A 25,366-nucleotide genomic window follows, 5' to 3' on the forward strand; every position below is an offset into this window, starting at 1 on the left:
ATTTTATCGCTAATTTCAAAGTTTTATGTATAATTAGCCGAAATTTTATTCAGGAGCAGAATTTTGAAAAAAACTTTACTTATTTTAGGTCTATTTTTAAGTGCGGCGATAGGGGCGGAATTTAACATGCCGCGATACGAAACCGCCCTACTTAGCGTAGCGGATGGTTCGGGCGAGATCACAGATAGCCCTACGATTGCCGTAGGTAGCAGCGGAGTTGTGATGCATAATTTCGGTAGCGGCGCAAGCTCCATCATCGCGCGCGCAGTCGTGACGCAAAAAAGCGCAGGCAAGGCAAAGGTGCGATTTGAGGTTTTTGATATGTTAGCTCAAGAGGCGCTACCGCTGCCTAAAATTTTACCCTCAAGCGGCGATAAAGTGATCTTAAATTTCCTCTATGACCGCGCCATAATCGTCGCGCCTAACGCTGAAATTTACGAGCAGGTTATCAAGGCTTTTCCAAATATAAATTTTATCCACCCGGATCTTGGCGGCGCCTATCTTAACTACAATCACAAGCCAAATCCCAGCCGTGACGATTTTCGTAAAATTTGCGCGCAAAACAGCGCCGGACTGATTTTTATCGCGATGGATAAACAAGGCGTATTTGCCGACTGCGGCAGCTTCAAGCCTTTGCGTACGTTTGCTAGCGGCAACGTGGCTTATTATCAGCTGCCATTTTACTCACGCGTGGGCGAGATAAAGACCGTCATTTGGGACTTTACTAATGGCCCGATCAGCGATTACGACAAACACTACCGCTATTTGCTGGGCTTAGACGGCGATGAATAGCGCCGCGCAAGCGTTTTTTACAAATCTATTAGGCGCGGATAATGCCTATTTTGACGAGGCTCATCGCACGGCATACTGCTACGACGCGACGAAAAGACGCTGCCTGCCGGACGGCGTGCTTTTCCCGCGAAGTGAGGACGATGTCAGTCAAATTTTAAAATTTTGCAACGGAAATTTAATCCCCATAGTTCCAAGAGGCGCAGGTAGCGGTTTTACGGGTGGATCTTTAGCCGCAAACGGCGGAGTGATTTTGGCATTTGAAAAACATATGAATAAAATTCTAGAAATCGACATGCAAAATCTACTCGCCGTAGTCCAACCCGGCTGCATAAATATCGATCTGCAAAAAGCAGCCGCAGCGCGCGGGCTTTTTTATCCGCCCGATCCCGCAAGCCAGGATTATTCCACGCTAGGAGGCAATGTCGCCGAAAACTCCGGCGGTATGCGCGCCGCAAAATACGGCATCACCAAAGACTACGTAATGGCACTGCGTGCGGTACTGCCTAATGGAGAGGTGATCCGAGCGGGCAAACGCACTATCAAAGACGTCGCAGGCTTCAACGTGGTAGGAATTTTAATCGCAAGCGAAGGCGCGCTTGCCGTCATCACCGAAATCACGCTCAAACTAATCCCGATGCCAAAGCTTAAAAAGACCGCGATGGGCGTCTTTCCTAGCGTAGATGCAGCAATGAATGCCGTGTATAAGACAATGGCAGCTGGTATCACGCCCGTGGCGATGGAATTTTTAGACGCGCTGTGCATAGCCGCGGTCGAGGAGAAATTTCACAAGGGCTTGCCGAAGGGTGCGGGCGCGATTTTGATCTGCGAAACAGACGGCAATTTAGAAGCAGTGCTTTTGGAGGAGCTCGCGCTCATAAAAGAAATTTTCGTTCAAAACGGCGCGAGCGACTTTCGCATCGCAGAAAGCGAAGAAGAGCGTGCGGGCATTTGGTTTGCGAGGCGCAACTGCTCGCAGGCGATCAATATCTACGGCACGCTTAAGCTAAATGAGGACATCACCGTCCCGCGCTCGCAGCTGCCCGAGCTACTGCGCCGTATCGCGCGCATCGGCGATAAATACGGCGTGCACGTGCCCTGCTTCGGGCACACGGGCGATGGCAACGTCCACACCAACGTCATGGTCGCCGACAAAAAGGACGAAGCTCAGGTGCAACGCGGACATGACGCGATTGCTGAGATTTTCAAAGCTACAGTTGATCTTGGCGGTACGCTCAGCGGCGAGCACGGCATCGGGCTAAGCAAAGCAGAATTTATGCCGTTAGCCTTTAGCGTAGCAGAGATGGAGCTATTTCGCGCAATCAAAAGGGCTTTTGATCCAAAAGGCATCTTAAATCCCGGAAAAATGGGGCTTTAAAATTAAAATCCTCATCCAACTTCTACGGTGATTTGAAATCGATTTACCCCGCTTACCCCATCTAAAATTTTACTTTCTTACAATATGCCTGCTTAAAATTTATCTTGCTTGCAATTTATCTTATTTACAGGCTACTTCGAGTTAGTTTCAAGCTTGATCTACCCATTGACAGATCGATTTTGCTTGCCTTGCAATGAATAATTTTACTTGTTTATTGATAGATTCCATCCACTTGATAATTGATTTTACTTACTTCGCAGATTGATTACCCCGTGCGATCTTTTCGGATATTTTTGCCATATCAGCTGTGATTGCATAGCTACTCGTTAGTTTGCGCATTTTTTTCTCTTTCAAAGATACATACTAAGATTATGATGAAATTCCTATATCGCGATGGATAAGTCTATGATAAGTTAAAATTCTGTCAATAAAATCCACAGCATAGATTAAATTCTAAACTTCCAAAATACTGAAATTTTAAAATCACTATCTATCGCCATTATCGCAATATGCGAAATTTCAGCAATAAAATTTTAAAGACGAAATTCCGCGGAATTCCATGAAATTCCATAAAGCTCCGTCAAATTTCTAAGTTAATTTCTATCTCGCCGTGTTATCGTCTAGCTAGCCCTACCATCTATTTGGTAGCATTAGCCTCGCTTGCATTTATTTTATTCATCGCGGCTACTACATTGCAGCTAAACTCCGCTCCCAGCTTGCAGGCTTTGTCGTAATAGATCATCGCTTTATCCAGATCCGGCTCGCCAAATTCATTCTTTGAATACGCTAGCCCGACCCTCTGGCATCCCTCTGCCAAAGCAGCATCGCAAGATTTGAGGAAAAACTTAAGAGCACCCTGATAGTCTTTTTCTTCGTAGCTAGCAACCGCAGCGTTCAAGCAGCCCTCGCCTAGTCCCAAATCGCATGATTTGGCAAAAAATGCGAACGTATTTTTCTTATCAGCATTTTTATAAGAGATTATCGCGGCATTGTAGCAAGCTTTGGCAGCTCCCAGCTCACACGCTTTGGAATAAAACCGCGCGGACTTGCCCTTATCTTTCGTAGTTTTATATAAATTTTGCTCGTCGTAATATAAATCTCCCGCGATAGCACAACTATTTTCTAGCCCCGCTTCACAAGCTTTTTCAAACGGCTTTTTTGCTGCCTCATAATCGCGCTCCTCAAGCAAATACGCTCCGTAGTCTTCGCACGAATTAGCCCTACCGACGCCGCATCCGACAAACGAGACCCCCTGCGGGAAAAATATCTGCGCGAGCAAGTAGGCTGCTACGATTAGTGCGGCAATCGACGCTAAAATTTTCATTTTTGCTCCTTTTAAATTTTAAAAATAATTATAGCAAAAAGCGAGGGATAAAATTTTAATTTTTGATAATAGCTGTGAAATTTGCGGCGAATTCTTGTAAAATTCCTATCAAAATCCCAAGCAAAATTTTAAATAAAATTCTAAACGGAACTTTGAGCAGAATTTTAAAAAAGACAAATTAAAATTTTAATTGCAAGATTGTTTTTATAGCTGGCTGCCCCACACTTTTTACTCGCACCGTCTATGCGGCATCCACGGCGCCTGCAGTACTTTATAATAACTAAAACGCATTTAATCTTTGAGACCTAAAACGCCTACAACCTCTTCAATGACGATTTATCAGAGCGATGATCTAGTATGTAAAACATTTTGCCATATACCAAGCCCGTGGTAAGCATCTTGCCGTGCCCTAGAAAACTTTTGAAAATTTCGCATTGCTGTTTAGAAATTTTAAAAAATTTTACGCCGCCAGCCTTTAAGTTTTATCTTAGAAATAGGCTTTTCTATGCCAAAATCGCGGGCGTAATGCGTCTTTAGGCATTTTTTGCTCCGATACCCAGGCTTCTTAGATCCACGCCACTTAGATATATGAGCCTTAAAATAATCAAGGCCGCACGATATCTGTATCGCGTGCGTAAATTTCATATGTGTATGCTGCACCCACACATCATCCATGAACACTATATTTGCCGCGATTCCGCGCGCTGTATGCCAAAAAAGCGTATCGGTCATGAGCGATAAATTTCCGCTTTTCGCCGCTTACACGATCCATGAAATTTTATCCTCTCGGTCTTTAAATTTACGCTTTTTTGGAGCCGAACTCTATCACGGCCTCCTCGCCGAACCACATCACGGAGTTCTTCATATCGCAAAACCGCGCCTCATCCGCCATCAGCTCCGCTAACACCGCTCGCGCTACCTCGCTGTTTCGTGCGTCCGCAAACGCCTGCACGCTTTCATACCATAGCTCGCCCATCGCGTCGTAGCCAAACGCTGCCGTCTCACGCTTGGTGCTCTGCCCCTCGGGAAAGACGGGAATAGTTTTTGCATAACGGATAATATTTAGCTCTTTTTGATTAGCCAAAACCTTTTGCGAATGCGCCGCCCAGTGCGCCAAAAACTCCTGCTGCGTGATACCCGGCGCCCTTTTTACTAACATCGTGATCTTAAACATAACCGCTCCCTAAATGAAATTTATCGCAAAATTTACGCCCTATTTTATGATACCTCCGCGCCTTTTTGCGATTTTTACTTCACGTTCTTTGCGTCTAAATAGACCTTGCAAAAACTTAAAATAGCAACCGTACACGCTAGCACAAACCGCCAAAATACATAAGTCTCGCCACTTAAAACTTAAATCGCTGTCAATCTCACTCGGTTTAACTACCTAAAGCGTCATTTACGGCTGCCGCCAAAATAAATTCCGCAGGCTCTTTGCAGGCAAAGCAAAATTTCGCCAAGCTTTAGCGAACGATGAAAATTTTACTGACTTTCGGCGCGCATAAATTCCGTCTATTTTAGGCGAGCGAGTAAAATTCCGCGGCCTTTCAAACGGCGACAAAACAGACGAGCGGCGATTTTCTCTTGCGCCGCCGCGGGCAAATTATGTTGCTACGCACGCGCTAACCCTTGCTCGACAAAAACCTCTGCAAAATTATCGTCGCGGCGATACTATCAAAGCGCGGATCCTTGCCGCCCCCCTTAGCGCCTTTGCTCGCAAACTCTGCCGCTTCGGCGCTCGAAAAGCTCTCGTCTTGAAATTTTATCTCGCCGTCAAAATCCAGCAGCGAGGCGAAGTGGCGTATGCGCCTGCTCATCTCCTCCTCGCTCGCCCCGCCGCGCGGCACGCCAAGCACCAGCATGCTGGCGCCCTTTTCGCGCAGCAGTTCGCTTAGCTCGCGCGCGGCTTGGGTGCGATTTTTGCGCAGGATCGGCTCGCACGGAAGCGGCGTCTTATCATCCGGTGCCGCCGCCACGCCGATACGTTTAAGCCCAAGATCGATCGCAACTATCAAAATTTTATCCTTTTTAGTTCAGCTTCGGCAAACCGCGCGGGTTTGTTTTAAGCTCAAGTGCTACTTGCGGAAGGTAAAATTTTACCGAGCCGCCTTTTTCTAAATTTAAACACCGACCGCGCAGACTACGCGCCGTGCAAACAAGCCGTGCCGGCGGGCGGCGCCGATCAAACCACGGCGAGCAAGCGCTGCTCGCCGGCTACTTTGCCACGATCTTTGCGCCTAAAATTTCGATCTTGCCTTCAAGCTCGTATTCATAAATTTTATCGCCGAAGCGCTCGATCGCCGCTTGCAGATCGGAATTTAGCGCTAAAAATTCCATCACTTCATCCTGCACGCGCTCAGTATTTTGCAGCGTCTGCGGAGCCAAAGAGGCGACAAACTCGCCAAAATCCGCGATCAGCCGCGCCTGGGATTTTGCGAGCAGATCATTCGTGCCCGCGCTCTCGTCCATGCGGTGCGGCAGCACGTACACGGGTATGCCCATCTCGCGAGCCAGGCGCGCACTTTGTAGTGAGCCGCTGCGGGGCTCGGCTTGAGCGACGATCAGCGCTTCGGATAGCGCCACGACGATGCGGTTGCGCTGCAAAAACTGAAATCCGCGCGCGCTCACGCCGTCCTCATACTCGCTAAGCGCGAGGCTGCGCTCGTAAATTTTGCCGATCATAGCAGCGTTTTGCGCGGGATAAATTTGATCAAGACCGTTACCAAAAACCGCGATCGTGTTTGGAAACGCCCCTTCGTGAGCAGCTATGTCGCAGCCGATCGCCGCGCCGCTTACGACGCAAAAGTCCGCATCGCTCAAAGCGCGCGCGAGGCGCAGGATCAAATTTTTGCTATAAACGCTCATCTTGCGCGAGCCCACTATCGAGATGCGACGCTTTTGCAGTAGCGCCGGCTCGCCCCTAAAATACAGCTGCGCGGGCTCGCTCACACCGAGCCTTGCTAGGCTTGGAATTTTAAAACTAAGCTCACTCGTAGTACTCATAAATTTCGTCCAAATAGACCAAATCCACCTCGCCTAGGATGTCGGCGCTGTTTGCAAGCGCGCGCAGAGTGGAGCTTTTGGGATGGCCGATAGCGATGGCGTAACCCTGCTTTTTAGCAAGCGCGACGGCTTCGCGCAGCTTTTTGCGCACCGCAGCGACGCTGTTTTGATTATCTAAAAACACATCGCGATGCACATATCGCATGCCAAGCCCATTCATCGCCGCCTTAGCCTTGGTAGCGGGGCTCGTGCGCGAGTCGATAAATAAAAATCCATGCTCGTTCATCGCGCGCAGCAGATTTTGCATCGCGCGCTCGTCAGCGGTAAATTTAGAACCGGTGTGGTTGTTTATAAATTTAGCGTTCGGAAAGTCCGCGCGCAGCTTCTCTATGACGCCTCGCAGCTTCTCGTAATTATCCGAGGTTCGCAGCGTCGCGGAATTATTTTTAGCAGAGCTCGCCTCCATCGGCAGGTGGATCGCGTAATGCTCAAAGCCGCGAGCGAGCGAGCGCGTATCCTTGCGCTGATACCCGGGCGGGAAGATGGACGGCGTCACTCGCACGGGCAGAGCGGCGATCTTTTGCGCCTGCTCGCCGGTACCTACGTCGTCGATGATGATCGCTAGCTTTGCGCGAGAGCCTGCGGGCAAAGCCTTGCGCGGCGATTTAGAAAGATCGTCCGCGCCGCTAGAAGCGTGGCTTTGGGCGGCAGAATTTATGGAATTTCCGGATGCGGAATTTGCCGCGGTAAAATTTACATCCGATCCGTCATTTGCCGAATTTGCGGCGGCGGAATTTGCGGAAGCCATAGAATTTACGGAATTTTGCGAGTTGTCGTTTCCTGAATTTTGCCTCGCTAAATTTTGTCCTGCGGAATTTTGCGATGCAGGCTCTACGGGAAGCTTCGGCGTAGTTATGTTTTGCTCGGCGATCTTATCGAGCTCCTTTTGAATCAGAGCTTCCTTCTGTGCAACGCTTAAACGCGGCTTTTTACCGCGAGGATCGGAAGTGCTCTCTGGGGCTTGTTTGCGCGAGCTTTGCTGCAACGCGGCTTTATTGCCCGAAAATACGAGATCCAAAACCGCGTAGGTAACCGCACCGCTTAAAAAGCATAAGATTACGACAAAGGCGATCGTTGCGTAGTTGATCGGGCGCTTTTTGCGGCGCCCGCGTGGATTTCTACTAGCCAAAGCTCAGCCGAAATCAGTTTTTATCTTTATTTACGAGCTTACCCTTGGCGATCCACGGCATCATCGCGCGAAGCTTATCGCCGGTTTTGGTAAGCAAGCTGTTTGCCGTGATATTGCGCTCGGCGTTCATCCGTACATAGCCCGCCTTGCGCTCGAGGATGAAGTCTTTTGCAAATTTGCCGTTTTGGATCTCTCTTAGCACCTCTTTCATCGCCGCTTTGCTGCTTTCGTTTATGACACGGTTTCCGCTTACATAATCGCCGTATTCTGCGGTGTTTGAGATCGAGTAGCGCATATCTGCCATACCACCTTGATAGATGAGATCCACGATCAGCTTCATCTCGTGCTGGCACTCAAAATACGCCATCTCGGGCTCATATCCCGCCTCGACGAGGGTCTCAAAGCCTGCGTTGATGAGCGCGCAAAGTCCGCCGCAAAGCACAGCCTGCTCGCCGAAAAGATCGGTCTCGGTCTCTGCTTTGAAGCTCGTTTCGATGATGCCGGTGCGACCGCCGCCGATCGCGCTTGCGTAGCTTAGAGCGAGCTCTTTGGCCCTGCCGCTTTCGTTTTGCGAAACGGCGATCAGCATAGGTACGCCGCCGCCGCTTACAAACTCGTTACGGACGGTGTGGCCCGGGGCTTTCGGAGCGATCATAATGCAGTCGACGCCCTTTGGAGGGACGATCTGTCCGAAGTGGATATTAAAGCCGTGCGCAAACGCAATCGCGTTGCCCTCGCTTAAATTCGGCTCGATCTCCGCTTTGAAAATGTCGCTTTGAAACTCATCGGGCGTTAGGATCATCACAAGATCAGCTGCCTTCGTAGCTTCGCCGACGCTCATTACTTTAAAACCCTTCGCCTCGGCCTTGCTCCAGCTCGCGCCGCCCTTTTTCAGGCCCACGATGACCTCTACGCCGCTATCTCGCAAATTTTCGGCGTGAGCGTGTCCCTGCGAGCCAAAGCCGATCATAGCGACCTTTTTAGCCTTAATCAAACCTAAATCGCAATCTTTGTCGTAAAAAACATTTATTGCCATAATGCATCCTTTTTTAAAAATTTAGGCGAGATTGTAGCTAAAATTTGCTTTTACGTAGATAAACCGCGCGCCGCGGATATGATCGTAGAATTTACAGCGCGTCTAAAGCAAGCCGAAACAAACGCTCGAGCTATAAAATTTTAATCGGCGTTTGCCGCGGAAAAGTAGGCACAAAATACGCGAGCTATCACAAAGGGCGAGCTCAAATTTAGCCCGCTGCGGCGGGTAAAATTTCGCTATAATTTCACAAAGGCGCTAAAATTCCAACCGAAAAGGACGCAAATGCAAACGGATCTGCAAGAAAAGATTAAGGAGCTGCAGCGCAAGATCGCGCGCGAAATCACCTATTTTCAGACGGGCGGAGTGAGGCCGCGAGGCGCGATCGATGAGTGCTGGATCGACCGCGTGCTCGCTTGCGCGACGGACGAGGAGCTGCCGACTGATCAAAACGGTGCGCCGATGCTCCCTCTGGCGCAGTTTTACCTGCCCGCGCTGCCCTACGTGCCGCAGATCTTGGACGGCGTCAAGCTGCTTACGGTTTTCATCTCGCAGGATCTCATCGGCAAATTTGATGAGAATATGGACGGCCTGTGGGCAATCCGCGAGTATAGCGACGTAAGCGAGCTCGTCATAAAGGAGCTTTCAAATCCGCGCTCGCAGATAAGACCCTTTCCTTTGCAGCCAAAATTTGCCGCGGACGATACGCCCGTTTGGGACGGCGGCGGGCTGGATGCGAACGCCATAGATGAAATTTTGCGTCTTGAGGAGACAGAGGGGCTCGAGTATTACGACGATATCGCCTTGGAGTTTTATAACTGCACGAAATTCGGCGGCTATCCCTCCTTTTGCCAGCCGGGAGTGAGCTTCGGCGAGGGTTTTCAGTTTGTTTTCCAGATCTCAAGCGACGAAAAGGCGAATTTTAAAGTCATAGACGGCGGTAGCTTGATGTTTGCTAAAAACCCGCAAAGCGGCGCGTGGAGCCTGTATTATGATTTCGATTAGGCGCGCGAAATGTAAATTTAGCTCGCCCGCAAAATTCCGCCGCTTTAAATAAATGCCTGGGCCGCATAAATTTACGATGAATTTTATCGGCGTGCGGCTTTGAGCTCGCTCGGCGCGGATTAAATTTAGACGGCCGCGCGCCCCGATCTAGATTAAATTTAAACTGCCGAAAGACGAGCCGTATAGTTGCAGACGCTCCCAATACGGCAAGCGAGCTACGAAAAATCGGCGCCGCAAAATTTTAAAATTTTATAACTGAGATTTCGGATTCGAGCTTGAAATTTAAGGCGTGCTTGAAATTTTAACCCATAAATTTAAAGGAGCGAAAATGAACGCAAACGAGCTTGCAAACATCTGGCGCAGGCCGATCTACCTGCCCTATCTACAAGATCCGCTTACGCCCGAGGCGCTGCGAGCTGCAGAAGAGGAGCTAGGGCACGCCCTGCTGCGCGAGCTTACTATGATGCTGAGCGTGCAAAATGGCGGCTACCTGCGCTACGAGCTAGAGGGCTACCCGCTGGACGCCGTCAGCGGCATCGGCGAGGCGTATCCGTCGCTTACGCGCTTTAGCTGGGGCGAAGAGCGCGAGTGCGTGAGCTTCGAACTTGACGGGCTGGTGCCCTTCAGCGGCGACGGGCATTGGTATCTGTGCCTGGACTACCGCGCGAGCGAACAGCCTGCAGTCGCCTACATCGACGTCGAGTGTGACGAGCAAAACATCATCGCGCAGGATTTCGCTTCGTTTTTGGCGCTTTTGCGGCTCGATACGGGCGGCAAGATCGCGCTGCAAATGGGGTTCGATCTAGACGGCACGAAGGCGCGGCTGGAGGAAATTTTGAGCGTGCGAGCTAGAGCCGCCGATCCGCAGCTTTACGGCTTTAGCGTGTATAATTTCGCTCGCAATAGCGGCATGCTGAGCCTTAGCCCGAACGAGGTTCGGCTCGGATTTGCCAGGCGGGGCGAGCGACGGTTTAAAGAGCTTAAGAACTTCAGCGAGCCCGCCCTGCGCTATGCTGAGCTGGATGCGGGCGCGATGATACTGGACGTTTTCAAAGAGGAGCTGATGGATGAAATTTTGCGTGAGCTAAAGGATGCGGGTTTGTGCGCACAGAGCCTAAAAGACGCGATCGGCGCGTAAGCTTTTGCGATTATTAGTGAGTTTTGTACGGGCTGCGGCGCACGCTCGTGCGATCAATAATGGGCGCAGGCTTGCGCTGGTAAATTTAGCGCTCAAACGCTCGCCGCGCAGTCTGCGCTTTAAATGTGGACGACAAACGCCAAACTGCGCGTTAAATTTTGCAAAAGCCATAAAACTCTCATCGCGGTAAAATTTTAACTCACAAATATTCAGGCTGTACCGCGAGTATGTAAAAAACCTGCAGGCGAGCTAAAATACGGCGCGAGCGGATAAAAAATATATGCGCAGGGGGGCGCAAAATACGAAAGCTATCGCGAACGGCGAGCGTAAATTTAGCTCGCGGCGGCGGGTAAAACTTCGCTATAATTTTGCCAATTTAACAAAGGAGAAAGTGATGAGCGTAGAATTCCGCGTCAAAAACAAAAAGCGACCGCTATTTATGGGCTATTCGGACACCATGAGCGTTAGCGAGGCTTTGGATCTGCTGCCCGATCTATCGGTATTTGACATAGACGAGAGCGCCGAGGATTTTAACGAGAGGGCCTTTTTAAAATCGCCTTTGAGCGAGCAGGGGTGCTTGATTTTGGGCGTGCGGGGCAAGAGCGGGCGCGGGATGGAGCTAAGATATGACGAGGAGCGGCAAAGCTACGCCGTGCGCGTAAATACGCCCGCGACGATCTTTGATTGGGTTTTGGCGATCTCGTATCTGCAGGCGCTATCTAAGCAGCTAGGGGGCGAGATCATGGATGAAAACGGCGAAATTTACGCTCACGACACGATAGAGCAATTCGACTACGAGCGCGATATAGCGGCGGGGCTACATTCGATAGATCAGCATTTAAGCGGCGATACGGAGATAAATTTTTGCTACGGGGCGCAGAGGCCTTTTGCGATAAACCGCGCGATGATGGATGAAATTTTAGCCTCGTATAACCCCGCTGCCGAGTTTAGCAAGCGGCTGACCGAGGTGCAGTATCTTGACGCTTACAGCGCACACCAGAGGTTTTACCGAAATGGAGATGACGGCACGATAATGGGCTCATACGCGCTCACGCAGGACCTGCCCACTATCCTGCCTTACAAGCCGTTTGTGGAGTGGCAAAATGCGGAGATGCTGAAAAATAACGACGTCGCGCGCTGGCAGATCGCGCTCATAGGCATAGAGGGCGACGAAAACGACGCCGATAACTACCATGCAATCGCCGAGCTGGAATACGACGAGTTTATCGCGCGCCTGCCGAAGCAAAACTACCGCTTCATCGATGCAAGCTATATTTTGGTGGATGGGCTAAGCGCCGAACAGCTAAAGGCGCTGGCAGGCTAAATTTTACTTGCGATAAAATTCTACAGAATTTTATCGAGGATTGACGCCGCAAAATTTAAAGCCATCGAGGCTTAACGTTGCAAATCTAAAGTAGCAGAATTTGTGGTAAATCTCGCGGCGGGCAAAATTCTAAAAGGCGGAATTTTATCGCGGCGGAATTTTTAAATTTATATCGCGGTAAAATTCCGTCGTGATAAAATTTAAATTTAAAAATGTTAAAACGAAAAGACCTGCTACGATCTAAAAATTTACGATAACGACGAAATGCTACGCGTGCTGCAAGAGGAGATCGAGGCGTTACCGCAGCGCAAGTAAATTTTAACCGATAAATAGCGGCGCATGTTCAATCAGCCAAAATCGCCGCTCTACTTAAATCCGGGTTCAAGCTTAGCTCGTCTATGACCCGCAAAAGCTCTAAAATTTCATTTTTGATCTCCGCGGCGTCCTCTAAGCTCGGCGGCGGCGAAAAGAGCGTTGTTTCAAACTTATTTTTCGCTCCGTTTAAAAATAGATAAAGCTTATCGTCCATAAACGCCGCGCTCAGCCCCATTTTCCCCGCGAATTTTTCCTTTAGCTCTCGCAGACGCTCCATAAATGCGGGCGTCAAAAGATACCGTGCCTCGATCTTATCATCCGCAAAGACCCTAAATTCTTTGCTAAAAAACAGGTCGTCCATCTGCTCTTTTTCGCCTAAAAATCTGGTGTTTAGCGTGCGGCTCGCGACTATAGTTTGCCCGCTAAATTTCTTGTAAAACTCGCAGACCAAGACCGAGCCGCTGAACGCCTGCATATCCTTCATCGTCGACCACGCAAAGACTATCGCGGATAGCAAATTTAGCGCCGCCGAGTCGCTTAGCTCCAGCGTCGCGCCGTTTGGGATATTGATCGCTTCGCTGAGGCTAAATTTGACGCCTTTATAAATGCCGCTGATTTGGTCTTCGGCACGAAATTCATCCGGCGAATAGATGCCGATTTTGCGAAATTCTTTACGGCTGATGCCGGCATTCGGATCGTAGTTAAAATTTGGATCTGTGCCCCGAATAGCAGCGCGGACAAAAACGTCTTTATAAAACGCTTTGTAATCCCCCAGCTCGCTGGTCACTCGGCTCGCGTTAGCCATTAGCGCGGCTTGAAAAAACGGAATATAGATAATGATGAAAAATAGCGGTGCAAGGCGATTTTCAAAAAGATGCCATACGGCAAATCCGCCGCCTACGGGCAGCACTATTATAAATAAAATTCCCAAAAACAGATACTTTACAAATGCGCGTCTGCACTCTTTTTGTTTTTTGGCGGTGGCAACTATCGCTTCGTTTAGATTCAAATTTTACCTTTTTCTAAATTTATGCGGCGGATTTCGCGCTCGGAGCGAATTTTAGCAAAATTTACGCCGCAAAGATACGGCGGGCGTGAGTAAATTTTATTCGGCGGATTTGTAAATCTATGAAATTTGCGTTGCAGCGGCGATCTACTCGGACGTGCGCTGATTTAGCCACATTTTAAGATTGCCCACGCCCTCTTTTAGCACCCCAAATCCTGCCGCGGCAATACAGACAAAATTAATTAACGAGCCCCTCCCGCCAACGTTTAAAATCCCAAAGCCTACAATCCACAGCGCCGCGCCGAAGCCAAGCATGCACACGGCGGTCGCGATCCCCAGCTTGCGGCGCAAGGGGCTTGGTTTGCGCGCTACCTGAACTCGCGTAATCACGTAGCTGCCAGCATATCCTCCACGGATGAAATACGCGCGCGCAAGCTCGCCCTCCTCCACGGGGATATCGTTAAACTCGCCGCGCAGCTTCACGCCGTCTATTTCGAAAAATACCCAAATTTTGCTATTTCCTCTTGCAGCGTGGACGCGGAGATTTCGAACCTCGCCCGTGATCTCATATTCCAATTTGCCTCCTCAAACAGCTTCACGCTTTGCTTCCAGGCTAAATTCCGCGCCGTAAAATTTTAAAATCTAAAATTTGCCTTGCTTGCAGCGTCGTCTGTAAAATTTTAAAGTTGAGATTCTGCGAGCCCTAATTTTAGAGCTAAACCTTAAAATTTCATAGCGATAGAATTCTAAGTAAAACTCTGCCGCTAAATTTAACAAGCCGCATGCATGGGTTATCTGTGCCCTGCCGAATTTCGAACGTCGCAAAATCGCGGCGAAATTCCGCACGCTACGAAAGCTCACAAATCCGCCGCGGCAATATCGCAGAAGCCATCGCAAAACCGATATCTCGCAACGAGCAGCGCAAACAGGCAGTGCAAGGCAGATAGCGCAAAATAGACGCCATACGACGGACGGCGCACGGCGAGCAATACAAAACAGACGGCGTGCACGGCAGGCAGTGCAAACCGAAACGTGCGCCGGGCTACCAAGCACCTACTTCTTTAAAATTTGCTCTTTCATAAATTCGTAGATCTGGCAGGATTTTTTATTGCCCGCGTCGCAGCCCTTTTTGACGTATCCGAGCCCCTTGGAAAATCCGCGCAAATCCCCCTCGCTCAGATACAAATAGCCTAAATTATTGCAGGCATCGCCGTAGCCCAGCTCGCAGGATTTGGTGTAAAACTTCTCCGCCTTGTCGCGATCCTGCGGCGCGCCGAGACCCTTATCATACGCAACGCCGGCGTTATAGCAGCTGTCCCTCGGCCCGCCGTCACAGCCTCGCTCGAAAAAGCTCACCGCCTTTGCCGGATCCGCCGCAAGCCCGAAACCGCCCGTGAAATAGACCACGCCCGCATTGTGGCAGCTCTTGGCATAGCCCAAATCGCAGGCCCTAGCGTAGAGCTGCGCGGCGACAACGAAGTCCCTACTCAGGCGCCCCCTTTGATACAGGTTGCCTAGCTTGTGGCAGGCTACGGCGACGTTTTTATCGCATGCTGCGGCATAAAATACGCCCGCTTGCGTCGCATTACCCTCGCCGTCGTATAGGGCACCCAAATCAAAGCAGCTATCTTTCTCGCCCGCCTCACAAGCCTTAGCAAGAGCGAGCCTGGCGCCTTCATAATCTCCGCGGGAGAGCTTGTCGCGCCCCAGCTGCGCGCAGCTTACGCCATCGCCGCGGTAGCATTTAAACGATAAAACGGGTGACGGCAGGAAAAGCACCATAATCAAGATACAAACGGCGAGCGAAAGCGCCGCTATGTCGATGATCTTTCTCATATCTATCCTTTTTGCGGCGATGCGCCGCAGGGCTTAAGGAGTACTCTTGCAGGCAAATCCCGCCCGAGTAAATTTTGCGGATGAAATTTTGCCGCCTTAAAGCCCTTCTTTAAAATTTACTCAGGGCTTCCACGCCGCAAAATTTTGAAATTCTGAAATTCTGCAAGCGGTAAATTTGTAGTCAAATTTTAAATTTTACGAACGACGCAGTAGCAATACCGCAAAACCGCTCGTAAAATTCTAAAATTGAAATTTTACGAGCGGTAAATTTAGAACTAGTTTTAAAAATTTCATAGCTATAAATAATTTCGCTTTGTATTTTAAATCATAAAATTTCGTTCGTGAGATTTAGGGCTATCAGCGCGAAATGTAGCCTGCGCGGCTACATCTTCTCTTTCGCGCTTAAGCCCATCAGAGCAAACGCCGTGCGGATACTGAGTGCCACGAGCGCAAACAGCTTGAGCTTCGCATCCTCGTTCTCGCTGCCTACGACGCGGTTTTCGTTGTAGTATTTGTGAAAGTCCGCTGCGAGCGCCTTTAGGAAATCGGGCAGCTTCTGCAAGCCGCGCGAATTAAATGCGTCGTTTAAAATTTCATTCAAGCCAAGCGCCGCAAAAGCTAGGCCGAGCCCCGCTTCATCCAGCGTGCCGAAGTCCGCGCCCAAGACGTCCGCCTCGCGCTTGCCCGCTTTGGTAAAAATTTGATTGACCCGCGCGTGGGCGTAGTTGATGTAAAAGATAGGATTGCTGCTGTCCTCGCGCGCGAGCTCGTCCACGTCGAACTCAAGCGGCGTCTCGCCCTTTTTGCTGATGAAGATAAATCGCATAGCATCCCTGCCGATCGCGGCGAGCACGTCGCTCATCAAAATCGCGTTGCCCGCGCGCTTGCTCATTTTGTAGGTCTGCCCGTCTTTGAGCAAATTTACCATCTGCATTAAGATGATCTCGAGCCTGTTTTCGTCATAGCCCAGAAAATGCACGGCGGCCTTTAGGCGGGCGATGTAGCCATGGTGATCGGCTCCCCAGATGTTGATGCAGCGCTCATATCCGCGCTCAAATTTGTTGTTGTGATAGACGATGTCGCCCGCAAGATAGGTCGGGCGCGCATCCTCGCGGATGACGACGCGATCTTTTTCGTCGCCGAGCTGCGATGAGCGGATCCAAATTTTACCGTCTTGCTCATACATCTTGCCGCTACGCTCGAGCTTCTTAATCGTAGGCTCAAGCTCGCCGTAGAGGCTCTTTTCGCTAGCCCAGTTTTGGATATAGATGCCCGCGTCTGCGAGATCTTTTTGGATGATTTTTAGCACTTCATCCTTAGCAAACTCCGCGAGCTGCAAGATCCGCGATTCGTCGCGGAAAATTTCATCGCCGAATTGGGCGCGCGCAAGAGGGATGATCTCGTCGATATACTCGCCGCGGTAGTATTTCTCGGGATAGCTCACGTCCTCGCCCGCGAGCTCGCGCGCACGAAGCGCGATCGAAGTGCCCAAAAGCTCGATCTGATTGCCCGCGTCGTTGATGTAATACTCGGTATCGACGCGGTGCCCCAGATAGCCTCCGATGCGCGCGAACGTATCGCCGTAAACGGCGCCGCGCACGTGCCCGATATGAAGCGGGCCTGTAGGATTAGCGCTGATATATTCGAGCAGAATTTTTTGCGGTGCGGCGGCGGAATTCTGCGCCTCATCGCAATTTGATGCTGCGAGGGAATTTGTCGCCTCTTCGGAATTCTGCGAAATAAAATTTTGCCTAGCGGCGGAATTTTGCGATTTGGCGGCGTCATTGCCGCTCGCAGCTAGATTTGCAGCAAAGCCGTTGCAAACAGGCTCGCTCGCGCAAAGCTTTTCCGAAGCTGGTAAAATTCCGCGTCCGAGCTTCGCGTCGTTTTTTGCGAAATCACCGCCCAGTCTAAGGGCATTTTCAGCAAGAGCGCCCAACACTGCGGGCTTTAGGTGAAAATTTAGATAGCCGTTCACCGCCGTAGCGCTTAGAATTTCGCTATCTTTAAATTTAGCTGCAAGATCCTCAGCGATGAGCTTAGGCGCCTTTCGCAGCTCCTTAGCCAGCGCGAAAGCCTCGGGCGAGGCGTAATGAGCCAAACTTTTATCTTTGGGTTTTTCTAAAACGACTTTGCGAGATAAAATTTTAAAAATTTCATTTAAGACTAAATTTTTCAAATCCTTTACGCCTTTTTAGTATCGCTGATTTCGGCGTCTTTAACCTCTTGCTCCATCTTTTTCTCGACCTTTTGCGGTTCGTCGTCCTCTTCCATCTCTTTTTTGAAAGTCTTTATGCCCTGCCCTAGACCCTTTGCAAGCTCCGGGATTTTTTTCGCTCCGAACATCAACACAACAACGATCAAAACAATCAGCCAGTGTCCAATACTCATAGAACCCATTTTTTCTCCTTTAAATTTTCCAAATTTCGATTAGCTTGCCTATGTCGCGGCTCGCCGTTTCTAATTTGATAGTTTTATAGATCGATTTTAAATTTTCATATGCCGCTTCCAGGCGGTCGTTTATTATGAAATAATCATACTCGCCTAGGCGCTCCATCTCCTCTTGCGCGTTTTGCAGGCGTAAAGCAATATCGGCGGGATCATTATCGCCGCGAGCGCGCAACCTATCCCTAAGCTCTGACAAGCTCGGCGTAGTAATAAATACGCTGGTAAGCTCGTTTTTAGGTACTTTTCCGCGCACGATCTCATATCCTTGAACATCGATGTCAAAAATCACGATCTTGCCCCGCTCAAGCTCGCTCGTAGCGGCCTTTAGCGAAGTACCGTAGTATTTGCCGTGGACCAATGCCCACTCTAAAAACTCTCCGCGCTCGATGCCTGCGCGAAACTCGCTCTCGCTTATGAAATGATAATTCACACCATCCGCTTCGCCTGCACGCATTTCACGCGTCGTAGAGGAGATCGAGAAGTATATCTGCTCGCCAAATTCTGCAACAAGACGCTTTATGAGCGTACTTTTGCCGCTACCGCTGGGACCGGAGACGAGCAAAATTTTGCCTTTCACTATCTATCTCCAAACGATATGTCAATATTGATCTTGAAGTCCTTCAGCGCGTCTTTGGCGTCCTTGCTACCCGCAAATCTCTCGATCGTGTTTGCGATGCCCGCTTCCAGATCATCGCGCAACTTGGTTTTCAGCTCCTCGGCACTCGGTTTTTTACCGTGCTCGTTACGCAGCGGCTCGCTTTTAGAGCTAGGCTCTAACTCGCTTGCCATAAGGCTGGCAAACTCCGCCGCAGCCGAAGCAGCAAGCTCATTCGGCATAGCTTGTGCGCCAAATTTCATCTCATTTGCCTGCTCGGACGCGCCGAATTTATGCGCTTTAAATTCGGTGCACTCCGAAGGCTTTGATATAGGCTTTGAAGCATTAAATTTTATCTGCTGCGCGGCGCTCTTTGCGGGCTTGCCGGATTTAAATTGCTCGCTATCTGCGGAGCTTGCGGCAAACGAGTTTGCAAAATCGCCCTCCATAGCGCGTAAAAATCCGTCCGCAAACCCGCCGACAACACTATCAGCTTGCTCGCTTTGCTTCGGTAAATCTGAGGCATCTAATATGTGCGGTAAGTTTAGCTCCGAAAAATTCGGTGCAGGAGTAGAATTTGTAGTCCCTGTATTGCTAGAATTTGTAGAAGCCACAAAATTTGCGCCAATTGAATTCCATGCTTCATTATGAGCAGACATAGGCGTATTCTGTGCAAGTCCGCCAGTAAATTCCATGCTTTGAAACGGAACGGCATTATAAAGATTTTCGCGAGGTATATCGCCCGCACCCGCTAACGCAATCGGCGTATCTGAAGCGACCTCGTATTGAGACGGAATTTGCGTTTTTTGAAAATCCGTAGCCGCTGTATTTTTATCATGCGCAGATTTTTTATCCTCTTTTTCATCAGAAGCAAACGCAGCCGTGGCAAAATTATCATATCCGCCAAACTCCTCCACGGGCATGCCGGCACTATCGAAAAGCCTAGAAAAATCCATATCAAATCCACTGTTAACAGACGCGCCAGCTGCATCTTGCACTACTTGCGAGGCAGATTTTCTTTCCTCTGTTTTATAGGCAAATGAGCCGTCTGATTCATGCTGTTTAAGCGTAACGTCCGCAGAGTCTTTCGCTTCCTGTAGATTAGGCGTAGCGTCTGCCTTTTTTTCAACAGCAGCTTCATTAGAGCTGCCAGCTCTTTGCGGCTCGTCTTGCTGCGCAAACGGTAAAGTTTCGCTTGCCCGTGTGGCAGGAATTTCATCTTCTGTCTGCAATTTATCCGTTTTGGAATTCTTAGGATTTTCATCATCTAGCGCTGCTAGAGCTATAGGAGCGTCATCCTTTGCGAGCGGAATTTCATCTTGAGGCGCGTGATTACTTTCGGCGGGTTCGCTTGTGCCGATACTATTTAGCGGTACATCCTCAGGGATATCGCTAGCAACTAAGTTTAGGGGCATATCATCTGCGATATTATCCGCAATCTTTTCTGCGACGGCGTTAAGCGGCGTATCATCGGCGATGGTGTCCGCAAGAGCTGCTTCATCTGCAAGCTGCGAGAGCGGAATATCATCTGCGATCTCGTCCGTGCGCGGCATATCACCTACCAACTGCGAAAGCGGCACATCATCTGCAATCTCGGGCGCTATGTCGCTTGCCAGCTGCGAAAGCGGTATATCCTTGCCGGAGTCGTAAAAACTATCCACGAGCTCTTCAAAATTACTGCCCGAAGCGGAATTTGCCTGATCAATCGCATCGATCTCTTTCATTACAGAGCTTGCGTCGGCAAATTCTTTCGCCATTTTTTCTTTCGCCTGCACACTCATATTTTGAACCGAAAACTCGCTGATAAACGTGATGAGCTCAAGCGGCGAAAAAGGCTTGGTAAGGGTGTATCGCGCTCCTGAGGCCGAGACATTCTTAGGCGTCAGAAACAGCGTTTTATTAAGATCAAATTTTGAAATATCATCGCCATCTTCATAATTTTTTATCGTCAAATCATATTCACTCTCGTCTGCACTATATGCTACCAGGTCCGCACCGATGCGCTCGCAGCAAATATTTACGACACTTGCAACCTGCTCATTGTGATTGTCAAGTAGAATTTTCATTTATGACCTTTTAGAAAGAATTTGGGCTATTGTAAGATATTTTTGGTTATTAATTGCTTATATTTGCGCTAAATTTCGGTTATTTAGGCGATAAACTTTGCAGCATTTTTGCGCTAAATTCTCATCGTGGGTCACGAGCACGAGTGCACCGCGGCTGGATTTTACGTAATCAAAAATCACGTCCATGACCTCGTTTGCGGTATCCTTATCTAAATTTCCAGTAGGCTCGTCGGCAAAGATTATGCGCGGCTTTTTGCAAAGTATGCGAGCGATACTCACGCGCTGCTGCTGCCCGCCGCTAAGCTCGCCCACGCCCTGCTTTAAAGTATGTTCGATTTTAAGCTTTTTTAAAATTTCATCATCTATCGCATTATTCGTAAGTTTGGCGGCAAGTTCAATATTTTCGCCAGAGGAAAAGCCCTTAAAAAGGTAGTGGGATTGAAATATTATGCCAAAGTCGTTGCGGCGGATTTTAAGTCTCTCATCGGAGCTTAACTCGTAAATACTGCGCCCATTATAGATCACCTCGCCCGAGTTTGGTTTTAAAAGCGCGCATAGAATATGAAGCAGGGTCGATTTACCGCAGCCGCTAACGCCCAAAATGGCGATACTCTCGCCCTCTTGAACGCTTAAGCTTACATTTTCAAAGAGCGTATAATCATACGCGTGAGTAAGATTTACGCCCTTTAGAAGTTCCATATTTAGCCGATTTGAGCCGCTACTTCGGCTGCGAAGTCTTCGCTCTTTTTCTCTAGGCCTTCGCCCACTTCGAAGCGGATGTATTTTACAATCTCGATTTTGCCACCTAGTTTTTTAGCTTCTTCCTCGATAACCTGCTCGACGGTTTTCTTATCGTCCATTACGTAAAATTGCCCTAGCAACGTGAGACGCTGATCGATTTGAGTGTTATCGGCGATGAAGCGATCGATCTGACCCGGCAAAATTTTATCCCAAATTTTTTCAGGTTTATTTTGCTTGCGAAGCTCATCTTTTAAAGCTTCGATCTCTTTGGCTAAAATTTCATCGCTTAGATGCGCGCGCGAGCCGAACTGCGGGATCTTATGAAGGGGCTTACCTAAACGCACAAACTCCTCGTTTTCCTTCTCAAACTCGCCTTTAAGAGCCAAAAATTCCTTCTCGATAAAATCAGGGTCAAGCTCTTTATAGCTGATGACCTGCGGTTTCATCGCGGCTGCGTGCATGCAGAGATTTTTTATAAGCTCCTGCGCATTCTGTGCAGTCCGCTCGCTATCGCAAGCTGCTGCGATAATGACCCCTACGCGACCGTTTGAGTGTAGGTAGCCGTTTACCACGCCGTTTGCGCCCGCCTTAATCGTCTCAAATCTTCTAACGACCAAATTTTCGCCGATCGTAGCGATCTGACTCTTTAAATGCTCATCAAATTTAACGCCGTCGATGATGCTGGAATTTAGCTCATCAATGCTGCTAATGCCCTTGCTTTGGATATGTAGAGTAGTATTTTTAACTAAATTTATAAAATTTTGATTTTTAGCTACGAAGTCGGTTTCGGAATTTATCTCGCTTATGGTAGCGATCTTATGATCCGCACCCACTTCGACGCTCACTAGACCCTCGCTAGCTAGGCGATCGGCTTTTTTAGCAGCCTTTCCGAGACCCTTCTCGCGAAGCAGATCGACGGCCTTATCCATATCGCCGTCTGTTTCAACTAAAGCCTTCTTGCAGTCCATCATCCCCGCTCCGGTACTTTCGCGGAGCTCTTTTACCATTTGCGCGTTGATTTCCATTATTCTTCGTCCTCGCTTACGTCAAAATCCTCTTCGCTCATCGCCTCGGCTACGACTTCCTCTTTCTCTTCGTCGCTGACGGCCTCGCTCTGCTCGCCGTCCTCGCTCGCATCTTGATCGCGAAGCGCCTTGCCCTCGTTGATCGCCTCAGCCATCTCTTGGCAGAAAAGCTGAACTGAGCGGATCGCATCGTCGTTGCCGGGTATTGGGAAATCGACTACGTCCGGATCGCAGTTCGTATCCAAAGGCGCGATAACCGGCATTTTTAGGCGATTAGCTTCCGCTACGGCGATCTTTTCTTTTACAACGTCGATGACGAAGATCATATCGGGAAGACCCTTCATATTGCGAATGCCGCCTAGATAAAGCTCGAGTTTCTCTTTTTTGCGGCGAAGCATTAGAGCCTCTTTTTTGGTTAGTAAATTTATCGAGCCGTCCTCTTCCATAGTCTCGATTACTTCGAGCTTGCGGATAGATTGCTTGATAGTGGAAAAATTCGTCAGCATGCCGCCTAACCATCTGTGGCTCACATAAGGCATGCCGCATTTTTCGGCGTACTCTTTTAGCGTCGCGCCGGCTTGTTTTTTCGTGCCTACAAAAAGTATAGTCTTACCCTCTGCAGCCGCGTCGCGCACGATATTATAAGTGTAGCGGAAGTAGCGGATAGTTTTTTGTAGATCTATGATATAGATACCTTTTCTCTCGCCGAAAATGAATTTTTTCATCTTCGGATTCCATCTGCGCGTTTGGTGTCCGAAATGAACGCCGCACTCTAGCAAATCTCTCATTGTTACCATGAGTTTTCTCCTTGTGGGTTTCCCCGAAATTTAGGTTTCTCCTCCACACCCATTAACATTTGCTTTTGACAAACGCAACCAAATTTTAGGACTGGTGTGTGTGAATTGAAGCTTGGATTATATTTAAAAATAACTGAATTAAAGCTAAATTTAATATAATCCAAACTTCGGCGCGGTTAAATTTTGCGCCGCAAAGACAAGATGACCACAAAGGTCGAGAGCAAGATTATTCGCTAAATTTAAACTCGCCAAATTTAATAAAGCGGCGAATTTACTCTAAAATTTACTCAAAAAATCCCTTTTTCACGAGCTTGCCCTCTTTCACGCAAAACTCCCCTTTTGCGATCACGCTATCTAGGTTTAGAGCTTCGTCAAATACCGCAAAATCAGCGTCAAAGCCTACTTTTATCTCGCCTTTGCCGCTTAGATTTAGGTATTTTGCGACGTTTTTGCCCATCATGCTTAGCGCTTGCGGGATGGCTAGGATTTTATTTTTCACGCAGGCTTGCAAGACCTCTAAATTCGTCTCGCACGAAGCGCAGCCGTATCCCACTAGTGCGCCGTTTTCGTCAAATCTAGGCACGCTGCCGTTGCCGTCCGAGCTCATCGTTAGGCGCTCTAAATTTAGCCCGTTAGCAAGTCCGTACGCGATAGCTTCGTGAAGCGGCGCAAATTTACTTCCGCCGCTCGTGATGTCGATGTAGCCGCCCATTTTTTGAAATTTAATCGCCTCGTCAAAGAGCTCCTTCGTCCGCGCACAGTGCGTCGGCGAGAAGTAATTAACCGGGAACGAATAATCCTTGATCACGCTAAAAATCAGGTCAAATTTATCCGCGAGCCCGCCCATATGCATATGCAGCACGCCGCCTTTTTTCGAGATCATGCCGCCGATGCGGATCTGCGTTAGGGTCTTGATGAGCTCCTCGGAGGTCGGGTAGCTGCCGCGGTTGTCGCTCATCGCGATCTTACAGCCGATGACCTTGTCGATGAGCACCAGGTCGCGCGCGACGGAGCCCGTAAATGTAACGCTAGGCAGCGCATAAGAGCCCGTATGGATGAAGGTCGAGATGCCCTCGTATTCAAGCGCCTTGGCTTTTGAGTAGAGATTTTCCAGACTCCTCGTGCACCCGTCGGTGCCTAGCGTGCCTACAACCGTCGTCGTGCCGTAGCGGATGATACGGCTTAGCGTTATTTCGGGCGTTCGCGAGTGATAACCCGCCTCGCCGCCGCCGCCCGTGATGTGCACGTGCTGATCGATGAGTCCGGGCGCTAAAATTTTGCCCTCTAGATCGTAAATTTCAAGTCCCTCGACTCGAAAATCAAGCCCCTTAGAAACGGCTAAAATTTTACCTCCGCCGAGTAAAACGTCGCTCCTGCCGACGTGCTCTGGCGCGTATAGGTCGGCATTTTTAAGTAACAGCATATTTTCTCCTTTGCTTTGGATTTTTGATTGTAAATTTTACGTTTTTTAGCCTTCTTGACTGCGATGTCACGCCACAATCTCGCCTCTTTTCGCCGTTTCGCTTTGCAGCGCCTCTACGTCAAATTTTATAGAGTTTCGGAGAAATTTTAGCGAACCTTGCGGAGAAATTTTATATCCTATTTTTGCTTTTCATCGGCATAGTTTATTCATCACAAAGCCGCAGAAGCGCCCCGTGACGCCATCTCTGCGGTATGAAAAATGTCGCTCGCTCTCAAAAGTGCAGCACGGATCAAATTTAACGTTTCGCACACCTGCAGCTGCGAGCTCGTCGCGAAGTGCGGCGTTCATATCGAAATGCTCCTGCGTTTTGTAGCGCTCAAACTCGCCCAGATCAAGCTCGCCAAGTTCGTAGTTTCGCGCCTTGATATTCGCGCCCACGAATACTTTCAGCTCCGCAGCGACGCAGCCGAAGCGCTCGCTCATCAAATTTATCGCATTGGTGCAGATCCGCTGGCTCACGCCCGCGCGCCCCGCATGCACCGCGGCAACCACGCCGCGCCGCTCGTCCGCGATCAGCACGGGCGAGCAGTCCGCTACCAGCACGCACAGCGCCACGCCGCGCAGATCGGTCACGAGCCCATCGCAGGGCGGGATTTCAACGCTAGCTGCGCGTAAAATTTCAACGCGGTTTGAATGCATCTGGCGCATAAATTTTAAATTTCGCAGCGCGATGCCGAGCGCAGCGGCTAAAATTTCGCGATTTTGCGCGACGTTTTGCGGATCGTCGCCCACGTGATCCCCTAAATTTAAGCTCGCGTAGGCTCCGCCGCTTACGCCGCCAAGCCGCGTGCTAAAGCCCGCCAACACGCCGCGTCCGTCCAATACAAACTCAAGATTTTCTCTACAAATTTCGATTTTAGCCATCACGCGC

Annotated in this window: 23 protein-coding genes; 5 read left to right on the forward strand and 18 right to left on the reverse strand. The window is 49.4% G+C overall.

The window, feature by feature from the left end; all coding sequences use genetic code 11:
- Positions 1–63: 63 nt before the first annotated feature.
- Both KH703_RS00165 and KH703_RS00170 read left to right on the forward strand, forming a co-directional pair.
- Entirely contained in the window at positions 64–792 is a 729-nt protein-coding gene (locus KH703_RS00165; RefSeq protein WP_304293075.1) for a plasminogen-binding N-terminal domain-containing protein, read from the forward strand.
- Complete coding sequence (locus KH703_RS00170; protein ID WP_304293077.1) at positions 785–2,167, forward strand: FAD-linked oxidase C-terminal domain-containing protein; 1,383 nt, start codon at positions 785–787, stop codon at positions 2,165–2,167. The genes KH703_RS00165 and KH703_RS00170 overlap by 8 nt, the downstream gene beginning before the upstream one ends.
- Before the next feature lie 637 nt (positions 2,168–2,804).
- Here KH703_RS00170 and KH703_RS00175 read toward each other — a convergent pair.
- From KH703_RS00175 to ilvC, 6 genes are all read right to left on the reverse strand, one after another.
- Positions 2,805–3,491, reverse strand: coding sequence for a tetratricopeptide repeat protein (locus KH703_RS00175; RefSeq protein ID WP_304293079.1), 687 nt, complete (start codon positions 3,489–3,491; stop codon positions 2,805–2,807).
- Positions 3,492–4,290: 799 nt separating this feature from the next.
- Positions 4,291–4,665, reverse strand: coding sequence for an EthD domain-containing protein (locus tag KH703_RS00180; RefSeq protein WP_304293081.1), 375 nt, complete (start codon positions 4,663–4,665; stop codon positions 4,291–4,293).
- A 448-nt stretch (positions 4,666–5,113) separates the two neighbouring features.
- Positions 5,114–5,506: a Holliday junction resolvase RuvX gene (ruvX, locus tag KH703_RS00185; RefSeq protein WP_297989822.1), complete on the reverse strand. Its 393-nt coding sequence runs from the start codon at positions 5,504–5,506 to the stop codon at positions 5,114–5,116.
- A gap of 199 nt (positions 5,507–5,705) precedes the next feature.
- Positions 5,706–6,494: a DNA-processing protein DprA gene (locus KH703_RS00190; RefSeq protein WP_304293084.1), complete on the reverse strand. Its 789-nt coding sequence runs from the start codon at positions 6,492–6,494 to the stop codon at positions 5,706–5,708.
- Positions 6,478–7,683, reverse strand: a complete 1,206-nt coding sequence (locus KH703_RS00195; RefSeq protein WP_304293086.1) for a divergent polysaccharide deacetylase family protein — start codon at positions 7,681–7,683, stop codon at positions 6,478–6,480. Before KH703_RS00195 ends, KH703_RS00190 begins: the two co-directional genes overlap by 17 nt.
- 13 nt (positions 7,684–7,696) lie before the next feature.
- Positions 7,697–8,719, reverse strand: a complete 1,023-nt coding sequence (ilvC, locus tag KH703_RS00200) for a ketol-acid reductoisomerase (protein ID WP_304293088.1) — start codon at positions 8,717–8,719, stop codon at positions 7,697–7,699.
- A gap of 282 nt (positions 8,720–9,001) precedes the next feature.
- Here ilvC and KH703_RS00205 point away from each other — a divergent pair, with 282 nt between their 5' ends.
- The 3 genes from KH703_RS00205 (at position 9,002) to KH703_RS00215 (ending at position 12,183) form a co-directional block, all read left to right on the forward strand.
- On the forward strand, positions 9,002–9,721 hold the full coding sequence (locus tag KH703_RS00205; protein ID WP_304293090.1) for a DUF1963 domain-containing protein: 720 nt from the start codon (positions 9,002–9,004) through the stop codon (positions 9,719–9,721).
- A gap of 328 nt (positions 9,722–10,049) precedes the next feature.
- Positions 10,050–10,859, forward strand: a complete 810-nt coding sequence (locus KH703_RS00210; RefSeq protein ID WP_304293092.1) for an SMI1/KNR4 family protein — start codon at positions 10,050–10,052, stop codon at positions 10,857–10,859.
- A gap of 394 nt (positions 10,860–11,253) precedes the next feature.
- Complete coding sequence (locus KH703_RS00215) at positions 11,254–12,183, forward strand: DUF4299 family protein (RefSeq protein WP_304293094.1); 930 nt, start codon at positions 11,254–11,256, stop codon at positions 12,181–12,183.
- 343 nt (positions 12,184–12,526) lie between these two features.
- Here KH703_RS00215 and KH703_RS00220 read toward each other — a convergent pair whose 3' ends face one another.
- The 12 genes from KH703_RS00220 to KH703_RS00275 form a co-directional block, all read right to left on the reverse strand.
- The gene (locus KH703_RS00220) at positions 12,527–13,507 is read right to left on the reverse strand and encodes a DUF3137 domain-containing protein (RefSeq protein WP_304293095.1); all 981 of its coding nucleotides are present in this window, start codon (positions 13,505–13,507) and stop codon (positions 12,527–12,529) included.
- Between the two features lie 144 nt (positions 13,508–13,651).
- Positions 13,652–14,080 (reverse strand): hypothetical protein, encoded by a 429-nt coding sequence (locus KH703_RS00225; protein ID WP_304293097.1) that lies wholly within the window; start codon positions 14,078–14,080, stop codon positions 13,652–13,654.
- A 477-nt stretch (positions 14,081–14,557) separates the two neighbouring features.
- Entirely contained in the window at positions 14,558–15,340 is a 783-nt protein-coding gene (locus tag KH703_RS00230) for a tetratricopeptide repeat protein (RefSeq protein ID WP_304293099.1), read from the reverse strand.
- A gap of 382 nt (positions 15,341–15,722) precedes the next feature.
- Positions 15,723–17,519: an arginine--tRNA ligase gene (gene argS, locus KH703_RS00235; RefSeq protein WP_304293101.1), complete on the reverse strand. Its 1,797-nt coding sequence runs from the start codon at positions 17,517–17,519 to the stop codon at positions 15,723–15,725.
- A gap of 5 nt (positions 17,520–17,524) precedes the next feature.
- On the reverse strand, positions 17,525–17,740 hold the full coding sequence (tatA, locus tag KH703_RS00240) for a twin-arginine translocase TatA/TatE family subunit (RefSeq protein ID WP_291936310.1): 216 nt from the start codon (positions 17,738–17,740) through the stop codon (positions 17,525–17,527).
- A 10-nt stretch (positions 17,741–17,750) separates the two neighbouring features.
- Positions 17,751–18,365, reverse strand: coding sequence for a guanylate kinase (gene gmk, locus KH703_RS00245; protein WP_304293102.1), 615 nt, complete (start codon positions 18,363–18,365; stop codon positions 17,751–17,753).
- Positions 18,365–20,449, reverse strand: coding sequence for a hypothetical protein (locus KH703_RS00250; protein ID WP_304293104.1), 2,085 nt, complete (start codon positions 20,447–20,449; stop codon positions 18,365–18,367). The genes gmk and KH703_RS00250 overlap by 1 nt, the downstream gene beginning before the upstream one ends.
- A gap of 57 nt (positions 20,450–20,506) precedes the next feature.
- Positions 20,507–21,148 carry an ABC transporter ATP-binding protein gene (locus KH703_RS00255; RefSeq protein ID WP_304293105.1) on the reverse strand — a complete coding sequence of 214 codons (642 nt, stop codon included), beginning with the start codon at positions 21,146–21,148 and terminating at the stop codon, positions 20,507–20,509.
- A 2-nt stretch (positions 21,149–21,150) separates the two neighbouring features.
- Positions 21,151–22,215, reverse strand: coding sequence for a translation elongation factor Ts (gene tsf / locus KH703_RS00260; protein WP_304293106.1), 1,065 nt, complete (start codon positions 22,213–22,215; stop codon positions 21,151–21,153).
- On the reverse strand, positions 22,215–23,012 hold the full coding sequence (rpsB, locus tag KH703_RS00265; RefSeq protein WP_297896475.1) for a 30S ribosomal protein S2: 798 nt from the start codon (positions 23,010–23,012) through the stop codon (positions 22,215–22,217). Before rpsB ends, tsf begins: the two co-directional genes overlap by 1 nt.
- Before the next feature lie 283 nt (positions 23,013–23,295).
- A complete protein-coding gene (gene iadA / locus KH703_RS00270) occupies positions 23,296–24,435 on the reverse strand; it encodes a beta-aspartyl-peptidase (RefSeq protein ID WP_304293110.1) in 1,140 nt (379 codons plus the stop codon).
- A gap of 189 nt (positions 24,436–24,624) precedes the next feature.
- Positions 24,625–25,359 carry a polyphenol oxidase family protein gene (locus KH703_RS00275; RefSeq protein WP_304293111.1) on the reverse strand — a complete coding sequence of 245 codons (735 nt, stop codon included), beginning with the start codon at positions 25,357–25,359 and terminating at the stop codon, positions 24,625–24,627.
- Between the last annotated feature and the right edge of the window lie 7 nt (positions 25,360–25,366).

The sequence above is a fragment of the Campylobacter gracilis genome, assembly GCF_018374135.1.
Classification (GTDB): Bacteria; Campylobacterota; Campylobacteria; order Campylobacterales; family Campylobacteraceae; genus Campylobacter_B; species Campylobacter_B gracilis_A.